This window comes from Streptomyces sp. NPDC104371, from assembly GCF_055583785.1.
On the sequence record NZ_JBVJNF010000005.1, the window covers coordinates 35,369 to 47,689 of the forward strand.

Sequence of the window (12,321 nt, forward strand, 5' to 3'; positions counted from 1 at the left end):
GTCAGGCAGACGCCCCGGTCGACTCGGCCCCCGCGACCGCCGCCGCGGGCAGCACCGCTCCGGTCGACTTCTTGCCCCGGCGCAGCCGCTTCTCCAGCCAGCTCGCGAAGCTCGTGAGCGAGAAGTTGATGGCGATGAAGATGAGCGCCACGATCGTGAAGCTGGCGATGGTGTTGGCGCCGTAGTACGAGCTCATCGGCGAGACGGCGGCCAGCAGGTCGGGGAAGGTGAGGACCGCGCCACCGAGCGCCGTGTCCTTCACGATCACCACGAGCTGGCTGATGATCGCGGGCAGCATCGCCGTGACCGCCTGCGGCAGCAGGATGAACCGCATCACCTGGTTCTTGCGCAGACCGATCGCCAGCGCGGCCTCGCCCTGACCCTTCGGCAGGGACTGGATGCCCGCGCGGACGATCTCCGCGAGGACCGAGGCGTTGTAGAGGACCAGGCCCGTGACCACGGCGTACAGCGGACGGTCGTCCGAGCCGACGGTGGTGTACTCGGCGAACAGCGCGAGGCCGAAGATCATGAGGACGAGCACCGGGATGGCCCGGAAGAACTCGACCACGATCGCGACCGGAACGCGCACCCAGGCGTGCTCCGAGAGCCGGGCGATGCCGAGGACCGCGCCGAGCGGCAGCGCGATGATCATCGACAGGGCCGCCGCCTCAAGGGTGTTCTTCAGGCCCGGCCAGATGTACGTGGACCATGCCTCGGTGCCGCCGAGGAACGGCTTCCACTTCTCCCAGGTGAGCTGTTCCTTGTCGTTGAGACCGCTGATCACCCACCACAGCACGGCGGCCATGACGAGCAGGAAGCCCACCGTGTAGAGGATGTTGCGCCGCTTGGCCCGAGGGCCCTGGGCGTCGTACAGGACGGAACTCATCGCTTCACCGCCACCTTCTTGCCCACCCAGCCGAGGATCAGGCCGGTCGGCAGCGTCAGACACACGAACCCGAAGGCGATCACGGCGGAGATCAGCAGCAGTTGGGCCTCGTTCTCGATCATCTGCTTCATGAGCAGGGCCGCCTCGCCGACACCGATCGCCGCCGCCACCGTGGTGTTCTTGGTGAGCGCGATCAGGACGTTGGTCAGCGGGCCCACGACCGCGCGGAACGCCTGCGGCAGCACCACCAGGGTGAGGACCTGGATGAAGTTCAGCCCCAGCGCACGGGCCGCCTCCGCCTGTCCGACGGGCACGGTGTTGATGCCTGCCCGCAGCGCCTCGCACACGAACGCCGAGGTGTAGGCGGTCAGGCCGAGCACGGCGAGCCGGAAGCCGATGACCTTGAAGTCGGTCGCGCCGAGGCTGATGCCGAGGGTGTCGTTGAGGCCCAGTGAGCTGAACAGGATGATCACGGTCAGCGGGGTGTTGCGCACGATGTTCACGTACGCGGTCCCGAAACCGCGCATCACCGGCACCGGGCCGACCCGCATGGCGGCCAGCACCGTGCCCCAGATCAGGGAGCCGATCGCGGAGAGGACGGTGAGTTGCACCGTCTTCCAGAACGCTCCCAGCAGGTTGTAGTGATCAAGAAAGTCGAACATGAGGTCCCGCGCTTCCGCGTGTCGGACAGGCCCGGTGTGCCGCCCCCAGGGGCGGCACACCACGTCAGGCCCGGATTACTTGACGATGTTGCCGATCTTCGGCGCGGGCTCGTTCTTGTAGTTCGCGGGACCGAAGTTGTCGTCCACGGCCTTCTTCCACGAACCGTCCGAGACCATCTTCTCCAGGGCGGTGTTGATCTTCGCCTTGAGGTCGCTGCCCTTCTTGACGCCGATGCCGTAGTTTTCGTTCGTCATCTTGAAGCCGCCGAGCTTGAACTTGCCCTTGAAGGCGGCCTGCGAGGCGTAACCGGCGAGGATCGAGTCGTCGGTGGTCAGCGCGTCGATGGCCTTGTTCTGCAGACCCGTCAGACAGGCCGAGTACGTCGGGTACTCCTTGAGGTTGGCCTTCGGGGCAAGCTTGTCGTGGACGTTCTGCGCCGAGGTCGAGCCCGTCACCGAGCACAGCTTCTTCGAGTTCAGGTCGGAGGGCGCCTTGATGCTGTTGTCGTCGGCACGCAGCAGCACGTCCTGGTGGGCGAGCAGGTACGGACCGGCGAAGTCGACCTTCGCCTCGCGCTCCGGGGTGATCGAGTACGTGGCCGCGATGAAGTCGACGTCGCCGCGCTGGAGCATGGTCTCGCGGTCGGCGCTCTTCGACTCCTTCCACTCGATGTGGTCCTTGTCGTAACCGAGCTGCTTGGCGACGTACGTGGCGACGTCCACGTCGAAGCCGGTGTAGCCCGACGGCGTCTTCTGACCGAGACCGGGCTGGTCGAACTTGATGCCGATCTTGATCGTCTTGCCGCCGGAGGAACCGCCGTCGCTCTTGTCGTCCGAACCACACGCGGTGGCCGTGGCGGCGAGGGCGAGAACGACGGCCGTGGCCGCGGTGACCTTGCGGAGCTTCATGGTGAACATCCTTTGCGTGGTGAAGAGATGCGGACCGAGGTCCGTGAAGCGGGCCGCCGGCGGTCCGGGGAGGCGGACCGTCGGCGGCCGGTGACGTGGATCGCCGGTGGCGGCGTTGACGTACGTCGGTCGTCAGGCGTCAGGCGTCAGTGGTGCAGGATCTTCGACAGGAAGTCCTTCGCCCGGTCGCTGCGCGGGTTGCTGAAGAACTGTTCCGGCGCCGCCTCCTCGACGATGCGGCCGTCGGCCATGAACACCACTCGGTTGGCGGCCGACCGGGCGAAGCCCATCTCATGGGTGACGACGACCATGGTCATGCCGTCCCTGGCGAGCTGCTGCATGACCTCCAGCACCTCGTTGATCATCTCCGGGTCCAGCGCCGACGTCGGCTCGTCGAACAGGATGACCTTGGGGTCCATCGCCAGCGCACGGGCGATCGCCACGCGCTGCTGCTGGCCACCGGACAACTGCGCGGGGTACTTGTCGGCCTGGGTGCCGACGCCGACCCGGTCCAGCAGGGTCCGCGCCTTCTCCTCGGCCGCCTGCTTGTCGGCCTTGCGGACCTTGATCTGCCCCAGCATCACGTTCTCGAGCACCGTCTTGTGCGCGAAGAGGTTGAAGGACTGGAAGACCATGCCGACGTCGGCACGCAGCCGGGCCAGCTCCTTGCCCTCCTGGGGCAGCGGCTTGCCGTCGATCAGGATCTCGCCGGAATCTATCGTCTCCAGGCGGTTGATGGTGCGGCACAGGGTGGACTTGCCCGACCCTGAGGGTCCGATGACCACGACGACCTCGCCGCGGGCGATGGTCAAGTCGATGTCCTGGAGCACGTGCAACGCGCCGAAGTGCTTGTTGACACTCTTCAGGGCGACCAGTTCGTCGGTCGCGGACACCGACTCCTTGACCATTGATGCTTCGGTCATTGCTGGCTGGCTCCGTCCTCACTCGGTTTCGGAGGACAGTAGTGAGCCGCGCGACCTGCGTCATTACATCTGAGGGAGATCTGAGCATCACAATCCGGTAGCGGCCGGACACTTGGGGTATCCGGTGCGCGAGGAGGCGTACCGGCTGGATAACGGAAAGACGTTTGCAACCGGAAAACCCTTGACGGGGCCCGTGTTCATCGGCGTCACTGCCATGGTGCACGCGCGCGTGTGCTCGCGTTCGCTCGCAGGACGCCTCGCGATGACAGTGCAGGACGCGTGGCGATGACAGTGCGGGGCGCCTCGCAGCGGCGACACGCAGAACGCCGCGCGGGGGCGGCGCGGAACGCAAGTGACAGGGCAGAACGAACAGGAGGCCGGCATGAGACTGCTTCTCGTCGAGGACGACAACCACGTCGCCGCCGCCCTGTCCGCGATCCTGTCCCGGCACGGCTTCGACGTCACCCATGCCCGCAGCGGTGAGGAGGCCCTCCAGGCGCTGGTCCCCGAGGGCACCTGCTTCGGCGTCGTCCTGCTCGACCTGGGCCTGCCCGACCAGGACGGGTACGAGGTGTGCGGCAAGATCCGCAAGCGCACCAGCACCCCGGTGATCATGGTGACCGCGCGCGCCGACGTCCGCTCCCGTATCCACGGCCTCAACCTCGGCGCCGACGACTACGTGGTCAAGCCGTACGACACCGGCGAACTCCTCGCGCGGATCCACGCCGTCAGCCGCCGCACCCCGCACCAGGACGACACGGGCGCCACCCGCACCGTGCTGCACCTCGGCCCCGTACGCATCGAACTGCCCACCCGCCAGGTCAGCGTGGAGGGCGCGCCGGTCCAGTTGACCCGCAAGGAGTTCGATCTGCTCGCCCTGCTGGCCCAGCGCCCCGGAGTGGTCTTCCGCCGCGAGCAGATCATCAGCGAGGTGTGGCGCACCAGTTGGGAGGGGACCGGGCGCACCCTGGAGGTGCATGTCGCCTCCCTGCGCTCCAAGCTGCGGATGCCCGCGCTGATCGAGACCGTGCGGGGCGTCGGGTACCGGCTCGTCGCCCCGGCCGCCTAGCGGGCCCGCGTGCGCGCACGACTCCTGCCGCTGCTCATCGTCCTCATGGCGGCCGTGCTGCTGGCGCTCGGCGTGCCGCTCGCCGCGAGCCTCGCGGCGGCCGAGCAGCAGCGCGTCGTGGTCGACCGGATCGACGACACCGCGCGCTTCGCGGCCCTCGCGCAGTTCGTCACCGACCGGCCCACCGGCTCCCGCGTGGGCGTCACGGACGAGCGCGGCGAGACCCTGCGCAAGGAACTCGCCATGTACTACAGCGTGTACGGCATCCGGGCCGGGGTGTTCTACCGCGACGACCTGCCGATGGCCAACGCGCCCGAGACCTGGTACCTGCCCAAGGTGGGCGAGGGCCGCGACGCCTTCAACGAAGCCCTGCTGGGCCGCCGCAGCCACGACCCCGAGCAGGTCTGGCCGTGGCAGCGCGGCGGACTCGTGGTCGCCTCCCCGGTCATCCGCGACGGTGACGTGGTCGCCGTCGTCGTCACCGACTCGCCCACCGGGCGGCTGCGCTCGCAGATCCTGCACGGCTGGCTGCTCATCGGGGCCGGTGAGTTCGCGGCGATGCTGCTCGCCGTGGGGGCGGCGCTGCGGCTGACCGGCTGGGTGCTCAAGCCCGTACGGATCCTGGACGCCACGACCCATGACATCGCGACCGGCAGCCTGAAGTCCCGGGTCGCCGCGGCCGGTGGACCGCCCGAACTCCGGCGCCTGGCCCGGTCGTTCAACGAGATGGCGGACAACGTCGAGAGCGTGTTGGAGCAGCAGCGCGCCTTCGTGGCCGACGCCTCCCACCAGTTGCGCAACCCGCTGTCCGCGCTGCTGCTGCGTATCGAGCTGCTCGCTCTCGAACTGCCCGAGGGCAACGAGGAGATCGCGTCGGTGCGTACGGAGGGCAAGCGCCTCGCGGAGGTCCTGGACGACCTGCTCGACCTGGCGCTCGCCGAACACGCCGAGGCGGACCTCCAGATCACCGACATCGGCGCGCTGGCCGCCGAGCGGGTCGCGGCCTGGGAGCCGAGCGCGCGGGCCAAGGGCGTACGGCTGACCGGGAGTTGCCCGGCCACCACGGCCTGGGCCGACCCGGTCACGCTGTCCAGCGCGCTGGACGCGGTGATCGACAACGCGGTGAAGTTCACGCCCGAGGGGGAGCGCGTCGAGGTACGGGTGGAGGCGACGGGCGAGAGCGCCACGGTGGTGGTCACCGACGGCGGTCCGGGCCTCGGCGAGGAGGAACTGGCCCGCGTCGGCGACCGGTTCTGGCGCAGCCCGGCGCATCAGAACATCAAGGGGTCGGGGCTCGGGCTGTCGATCTCGCGGGCGCTGCTGGCGGCGGGCGGCGGGTCGATCGCGTACGCGCACCACGAGCCGCACGGCCTGACGGTGACGGTGACGGTGCCGCGGGTCGGCCGGTCCGACGGCTGAGAGATCCGGCGGCCGAGAGCGGGGAGGGCCCACTCACGACATCACGGCTTCACCGACCGGTAGTACCGCCGCGCCCCCTCGTGCAGTTCCAGCGGGTCCGTGTAGATCGCCGAGCGCAGGTCCACCAGTTGGGCCGCGTGGACCTGGGCGCCGATGCGGTCGCGGCTGTCGATCACCGCGCGGGTGAGCTTCTCGGTGAGGTCCGCGTCCATGTCCGCGCGGGTCACGAGGACGTTCGCGACGGCCAGGGTCTGCACCGAGGAGCCGTTCTCGGCCGGGGGATAGGCGTCGGCGGGCATCACCGCGGCCCGGTAGTACCGCGAGCCGCCGCCCTGCGCGTGCAGCTTGGTCACCAGATCGCTGCCGATCGGCACCAGCCGGACCGCGGACTGCTGCGAGAGCTGCGTGATCGCGCCGGTGGGCAGCCCGCCCGACCAGAAGAACGCGTCGATCCGGCCCTCCTTCAGCAGCGCGGGCATGGTGCCGATCCCGGCGGGGTGGGGCGTGATGTCCGTCTTCGGGTCGAGTCCCGCCGCCGCGAGCACATGGTCGGCGATCAGCCGGACCCCCGACCCGCCGGGACCCACGGCGACCGTACGGCCCTTGAGGTCGGCCACGGACTGCACGGGCGAGGAGCGCGGCACCACCAGGTGCACATAGTCGTCGTACAGCCGTGCGCAGCCGCGCAGCCGGTCGGCGCCCGGCCCGTCCTCCAGGATGTACGCCTCCACCGCGTCGGCCGCCGCGATCGTGAAGTCCGCCTTGCCCGTGGCCACGCGCCGTACGTTCTCCTGCGATCCGTCGCTGTTCAGCAGCCGTACGTCCAGCCCCGGCAGGTCCTTGTCGATCGCGGTCCGCAGCAGGACGCCGTACTTCTGGTAGACGCCGGTCGGGGTGCCCGTGCTGAAGGTGACCGTGCCCTTCGGGGAGTTCGGGCCGATCGGCAGCAGCCACCACAGCAGCAGTCCGAGGACCGCGCACACGGCGACGGAGCCGAGCAGCGCGCGGCGCCTGCCGATACGGGGGAGTGCCTGGAGCATGAGCGCGATCCTGCCAGCCCGCACGCTCCGCTGACCAGGGCAAGGGTCACACAAGGGAAGTTCCTACCGCGGCCGCCCGGATTCGGGCGGGCGTCCCAGGTCGAGTTCGCGTTCCAGGTCGTCCAGCGCGCGGCGGGCCGTGGCGATGCGGTCGCGCAGGGCCGACGACGGCTCGGCGGGCGCGCGTTGGTGCGTCCGCTCCATGTCGCGGGCCTCGTCGAGGGAGGTGATGACGACGCCGATCAGGACGTTGACGAGGACGAAGGAGGCGAGCAGGACGTACGAGGCGTAGTAGACGATGCTCCAGCGCGAGACCTCCAGTCCGGCGTGGACCGCGTCGCCGATGCCGTCCAGGGTCATCAGCAGGAAGAGGGTGAGGACCGCGCGGCCGATGGAGCCGTAGTGCTCGGGGTCGGCGCGGGCGAAGAAGACCCAGCCGATCATGGCGTACACATACAGCAGCAGGGCCCCGACCAGCAGGAAGCTCAGGGTGCCGGGGAGGCTGCGGACGACGGCCATCATGATGATGCGCAGTTGGGGCAGGAAGCGGGCGGTGCGCAGCACGCGGGCCAGCCGCAGGAGCCGTAGGACAGTGGTGTTCTCGCGGACCAGCGGCAGGAACGCGCTCACCACGACGAGGAGGTCGAACAGGTTCCACGGGTCGCGGAAGAAGTCCGCGGGGCGGTCCGCGTGGGCCGCGAGCCGCAGCAGGATCTCCACGGTGAACGCGGCGACACAGAGGTGTTCGGCCAGCCGTAACCAGTGGTGCCACTCCGCGGCCACCCCGCTGTACGTCTCCAGCCCGAGGAGCCCGGCGTTCACCAGGATCAGAGTGAAGACGGTGACGGCGAACCAGCGTCTCTCGGTGAGGTCACGGCAGTGCCGCGCCAGTGTCTCGCGGGCGGAGAGCCGCCCCGCGGTCACGTCCGTCATCGTTCTCGTCTGTCCCTCCGTACCGCGGGGCGCCGCCGACAGGGGTGACGGGCGGGCCTCTTGGTGATCATGTTTCTGGAGAGACTTCTACAACACCGCAGTTCATGGGGTCACAGGTGGTGGGCAGCCGAAGGGCCGACCACGACCCGCGTCCGCGGCTCTCGGTCGGCCCTCCTGTCGCCTCGGTTCAACTGTTGCGAGCGGCCTCCGAGTTGCTGTGAGCCGCGTCACTCGCCTCGTCGTCGGGCGCGAGGTCCGGCTCGCCCTCCGCCGCCACCGGCTGTGGCGCGGGGCGTCCGCGGCCGAGGGCGCCGGTCAGCCGCGATGCCAGGGGCTCGGCGAACCGGGCCGTCAGCGGGCCGAGGATGACGAGGATCAGGACGTACGCCGTCGCCAGCGGGCCGAGCGAGGGCTCGATGCCCGCCGTCACCGCGAGCCCCGCGATGACGATCGAGAACTCGCCGCGCGCCACGAGCGCGCCGCCCGCCCGCCAGCGGCCCTTGACGGAGATCCCGGCGCGGCGGGCCGCCCAGTACCCCGTCGCGATCTTGGTCAGCGTGGTGACCGCGGCCAGCGCGAGCGCGGGCAGCAGGACCGGCGGGATGCTGTTCGGGTCGGTGTGCAGCCCGAAGAAGACGAAGAACATCGCCGCGAACAGGTCCCGCAGCGGGCTGAGCAGCGTGTGCGCGCCCTCCGCGACCTCACCCGACAGCGCGATGCCGACGAGGAACGCGCCGACCGCCGCCGACACCTGGAGCTGCTGGGCTATGCCCGCGACCAGGATCGTCAGACCGAGCACGACCAGCAGCAGCTTCTCCGGGTCGTCGCTGGAGACGAACCGGGATATGACCCGGCCGTAGCGGACGGCCACGAACAGGACAAGCCCGGCCACGCCCAGCGCGACCGCCAGTGTCAGGCTTCCGGCCGCCAGACCCGCCCCGGCCACCAGCGCGGTGATGATCGGGAGGTACACGGCCATCGCCAGGTCCTCGAGGACGAGGATGCTGAGGATCACCGGTGTCTCACGGTTGCCGACCCGGCCCAGGTCGTTGAGCACCTTCGCGATGACACCCGAGGACGAGATCCAGGTCACGCCCGCGAGGACCACGGCGGCCACCGGGCCCCAGCCGAGCAGCAGCGCGGCGAGCGCGCCGGGCAGCGCGTTGAGCGCGCAGTCGACCAGGCCCGAGGGGTAGTGCGTCTTGAGGTTGGAGACGAGATCGCTGGCCGTGTACTCCAGGCCGAGCATCAACAGCAGCAGGATGACGCCGATTTCGGCGCCCGTCGCGACGAACTCCTCGCTCGCGCCGAGCGGGAGGAGCCCGCCCTCACCGAAGGCGAGACCCGCGAGGAGGTAGAGCGGGATCGGGGAGAACCGCAGCCTGGCGGCGAACCGGCCGAGCAGGCCGAGGGCGAGGATGATGGAACCGAACTCGATCAGCAGGACAGCGGAGTGCACCCGTCACTCCTGCCCGAGGATCGCCACGGCGGCGTCCACGCCCTCGCGGGTACCGATCACGATGAGCCGGTCGCCGCCCGCGAGCCGGAAGTCCGGCGTCGGCGAGGGGATCGCCTCGGCGCGGCGCAGCACCGCCACGATCGACGTCCCGGTCTCGGTCCGCATCCGGGTGTCGCCCAGCAGCCGCCCGTTCCAGCGGGAGGTGGCCGACACCTCGATGCGCTCGGCGACCAGTCCGAGGTCGGTGGTGTAGAGCAGGCTGGCGCTGTGGTGGGACGGCTTGAGGGCGTCGATCAGCGCGCCCGCCTCGGAGCCGGACAGGCGCAGCGACTGGGCACAGGAGTCGGGGTCGTCGGCCCGGTACACGCTCACGGTGCGGGCGCCGTCCCGGTGAGCCACCACCGACAGATGGCGGTTCTCTCGGGTCACGAGGTCGTACTGGACCCCGATGCCGGGCAGCGGCGTTGTCCGGAGGCGTGGAGAAGGCACGTTTCTTCCCTTGCTGATGGTTGTACGGGTGTGCGTACCAGGCTGCCATGCTGTCATTCCTCGTACGGTGTTCCTATGGGTGTCATGACGGATGGACGCGGAGAGCGCACGGCGGGCAGGGTCACGGGGGTACACGCGTGGCGGCCGGCCGGTGACGGCCCGTCTGACTGCCCAGGGAACAAGGCCAGTTGGCGACCCGGTGACGCGACGGGTGTGGGTGCGGCGACCGGAGGCGGTCGCCGATGAGGGCGCCGACCCGGGTCCTGCTCGCCGACGACCACGCGCTCGTACGCCGTGGTGTACGTCTCATCCTGGACGCCGAACCGGACCTCACGGTCGTCGCCGAGGCCGGTGACGGTGCCGAGGCCGTGGCGCTGAGCCGCACCACGGAGATCGACCTCGCGGTCCTGGACATCGCCATGCCGAGGATGACCGGGCTGCAGGCGGCCCGCGAACTCTCCCGCAGACGGCCCGGCCTGCGCATCCTGCTCCTGACCATGCACGACAACGAGCAGTACTTCTTCGAGGCGCTCAAGGCCGGTGCCTGCGGCTACGTCCTGAAGTCCGTCGCCGACCGCGACCTGGTCGAGGCGTGCCGGGCGGCGATGCGCGACGAGTCGTTCATCTGCCCCGGCGTCGAGCGGGCCCTCGTCCGTACCTACCTCGACCGCCTGCGCCGGGGCGACGGCCTGCCCGAGCGGACGATCACCGATCGCGAGGAGGAGATCCTCAAGCTGGTCGCCGAGGGCCACACCTCGAAGGAGATCGGCGAACTCCTCTTCATCAGCGCGAAGACGGTCGAGCGGCACCGCGCGAACCTGCTGCACAAGCTGGGCATGCGCGACCGCCTGGACCTCACGCGCTATGCGATCCGCGCGGGCCTGATCGAGCCCTGACCCGCTCGTCGGAGGCAGCGGCGGCCCGGCCCGGTGCGGCGGACCGCCCGCCCCCGGCGGCCACGCGGGAGGGGGCGCTCCCGACACCGCCTACCCTGGAGGCATGACCAGCAGCGACCGGAGCCAGGCAGTGGGCGTCAAGACATACGAAGTGCGCACCTATGGGTGCCAGATGAACGTCCACGACTCCGAGCGATTGTCCGGGCTGCTCGAGGACGCCGGGTACGTGCGCGCCCCCGAGGACTCCGACGGCGACGCCGACGTCGTCGTCTTCAACACCTGCGCCGTACGGGAGAACGCCGACAACCGGCTCTACGGCAACCTCGGCCGCCTCGCGCCGAGGAAGGCCTCGCGGCCGGGCATGCAGATCGCCGTCGGCGGCTGCCTCGCGCAGAAGGACCGCGACACCATCGTGAAGAAGGCGCCCTGGGTGGACGTCGTCTTCGGGACGCACAACATCGGCAAGCTGCCCGTCCTGCTCGAACGCGCCCGCGTCCAGGAAGAGGCGCAGGTCGAGATCGCCGAGTCGCTGGAGGCCTTCCCCTCGACGCTGCCGACCCGCCGCGAGAGCGCCTACGCGGCCTGGGTGTCGATCTCCGTCGGCTGCAACAACACCTGCACCTTCTGCATCGTCCCGGCGCTGCGCGGCAAGGAGAAGGACCGCCGCCCCGGCGACATCCTGGCCGAGGTCGAGGCGCTGGTCGCCGAGGGCGTCTCCGAGATCACCCTCCTCGGGCAGAACGTCAACGCGTACGGGTCCGACATCGGCGACCGCGAGGCCTTCAGCAAGCTGCTGCGCGCCTGCGGCGCGATCGAGGGCCTGGAGCGCGTCCGGTTCACCTCGCCGCACCCGCGCGACTTCACCGACGACGTCATCGCCGCCATGGCCGAGACGCCGAGCGTGATGCCGCAGCTCCACATGCCGCTCCAGTCCGGCTCCGACACGGTCCTGAAGGCGATGCGCCGCTCGTACCGCCAGGAGCGCTACCTGGGGATCATCGAGAAGGTGCGCGCCGCCATCCCGCACGCCGCGATCACCACCGACATCATCGTGGGCTTCCCGGGCGAGACCGAGGAGGACTTCGAGCAGACGCTGCACGTGATCCGCGAGGCCCGCTTCGCCCAGGCCTTCACCTTCCAGTACTCCAAGCGCCCCGGCACCCCGGCCGCCACCATGGAGGACCAGATCCCCAAGGAGGTCGTCCAGGAGCGCTACGAGCGCCTGGTCGCCCTTCAGGAGGAGATCTCCTGGGAGGAGAACAAGAAGCAGGTCGGCCGCACGCTGGAGCTGATGGTCGCCGAGGGCGAGGGCCGCAAGGACGGCGCCACGCACCGGCTGTCCGGCCGCGCCCCCGACAACCGCCTGGTCCACTTCACCAAGCCGGACGAGGAGGTGCGCCCCGGCGATGTGGTGACCGTCGAGATCACCTACGCCGCACCGCACCACCTCCTCGCCGAGGGCCCCACGCTGAGCGTGCGCCGCACGCGCGCGGGAGACGCCTGGGAGAAGCGCAACGCCGCCGAGGCCGCGAAGCCGGCCGGTGTGCTGCTGGGCCTGCCGAAGATCGGTGTGCCCGAGCCGCTGCCGACGGCGCCCGCCGGGGCGTGCGGCTGCGGCGACTGACGTCCTCTCCGG

The 12,321-nt window shown here is 70.1% G+C and carries 12 protein-coding genes; 4 read left to right on the forward strand and 8 right to left on the reverse strand.

Annotated features, from left to right (window positions below; translation table 11 throughout):
* Nucleotide 1 precedes the first annotated feature (1 nt).
* The 4 genes from ACZ60T_RS17285 to ACZ60T_RS17300 all read right to left on the reverse strand — a co-directional run bounded on the left by ACZ60T_RS17285 (nt 2) and on the right by ACZ60T_RS17300 (nt 3,380).
* A complete protein-coding gene (locus ACZ60T_RS17285) occupies nt 2-886 on the reverse strand; it encodes an amino acid ABC transporter permease (RefSeq protein WP_469666615.1) in 885 nt (294 codons plus the stop codon).
* Nucleotides 883-1,548: an amino acid ABC transporter permease gene (locus ACZ60T_RS17290; protein ID WP_365623937.1), complete on the reverse strand. Its 666-nt coding sequence runs from the start codon at nt 1,546-1,548 to the stop codon at nt 883-885. Before ACZ60T_RS17290 ends, ACZ60T_RS17285 begins: the two co-directional genes overlap by 4 nt.
* A 75-nt stretch (nt 1,549-1,623) precedes the next feature.
* Entirely contained in the window at nt 1,624-2,457 is an 834-nt protein-coding gene (locus ACZ60T_RS17295) for a glutamate ABC transporter substrate-binding protein (RefSeq protein ID WP_365623935.1), read from the reverse strand.
* 146 nt (nt 2,458-2,603) lie between these two features.
* Nucleotides 2,604-3,380 (reverse strand): amino acid ABC transporter ATP-binding protein, encoded by a 777-nt coding sequence (locus tag ACZ60T_RS17300; RefSeq protein WP_469666616.1) that lies wholly within the window; start codon nt 3,378-3,380, stop codon nt 2,604-2,606.
* A gap of 382 nt (nt 3,381-3,762) precedes the next feature.
* On the opposite strand from ACZ60T_RS17300, the gene ACZ60T_RS17305 reads away from it, so the two are divergent.
* Both ACZ60T_RS17305 and ACZ60T_RS17310 read left to right on the forward strand, forming a co-directional pair.
* Complete coding sequence (locus ACZ60T_RS17305; protein WP_365623933.1) at nt 3,763-4,449, forward strand: response regulator transcription factor; 687 nt, start codon at nt 3,763-3,765, stop codon at nt 4,447-4,449.
* A 9-nt stretch (nt 4,450-4,458) separates the two neighbouring features.
* The gene (locus ACZ60T_RS17310) at nt 4,459-5,868 is read left to right on the forward strand and encodes a sensor histidine kinase (RefSeq protein WP_469666617.1); all 1,410 of its coding nucleotides are present in this window, start codon (nt 4,459-4,461) and stop codon (nt 5,866-5,868) included.
* A gap of 41 nt (nt 5,869-5,909) precedes the next feature.
* Here the strand turns inward: ACZ60T_RS17310 and ACZ60T_RS17315 are convergent, their stop codons facing one another.
* The 4 genes from ACZ60T_RS17315 to ACZ60T_RS17330 all read right to left on the reverse strand — a co-directional run bounded on the left by ACZ60T_RS17315 (nt 5,910) and on the right by ACZ60T_RS17330 (nt 9,789).
* Nucleotides 5,910-6,908: a TAXI family TRAP transporter solute-binding subunit gene (locus ACZ60T_RS17315; RefSeq protein ID WP_469666618.1), complete on the reverse strand. Its 999-nt coding sequence runs from the start codon at nt 6,906-6,908 to the stop codon at nt 5,910-5,912.
* A gap of 63 nt (nt 6,909-6,971) precedes the next feature.
* Complete coding sequence (locus tag ACZ60T_RS17320) at nt 6,972-7,841, reverse strand: ion transporter (RefSeq protein WP_365623927.1); 870 nt, start codon at nt 7,839-7,841, stop codon at nt 6,972-6,974.
* Between the two features lie 187 nt (nt 7,842-8,028).
* Complete coding sequence (locus ACZ60T_RS17325; protein WP_365623925.1) at nt 8,029-9,300, reverse strand: cation:proton antiporter; 1,272 nt, start codon at nt 9,298-9,300, stop codon at nt 8,029-8,031.
* Nucleotides 9,301-9,303: 3 nt separating this feature from the next.
* Nucleotides 9,304-9,789 (reverse strand): cation:proton antiporter regulatory subunit, encoded by a 486-nt coding sequence (locus ACZ60T_RS17330; protein ID WP_469666619.1) that lies wholly within the window; start codon nt 9,787-9,789, stop codon nt 9,304-9,306.
* A gap of 242 nt (nt 9,790-10,031) precedes the next feature.
* On the opposite strand from ACZ60T_RS17330, the gene ACZ60T_RS17335 reads away from it, so the two are divergent.
* On the forward strand, nt 10,032-10,685 hold the full coding sequence (locus ACZ60T_RS17335; protein ID WP_365623921.1) for a response regulator transcription factor: 654 nt from the start codon (nt 10,032-10,034) through the stop codon (nt 10,683-10,685).
* Nucleotides 10,686-10,788: 103 nt separating this feature from the next.
* On the forward strand, nt 10,789-12,309 hold the full coding sequence (gene miaB / locus ACZ60T_RS17340) for a tRNA (N6-isopentenyl adenosine(37)-C2)-methylthiotransferase MiaB (protein ID WP_365623919.1): 1,521 nt from the start codon (nt 10,789-10,791) through the stop codon (nt 12,307-12,309).
* Nucleotides 12,310-12,321: the final 12 nt, after the last annotated feature.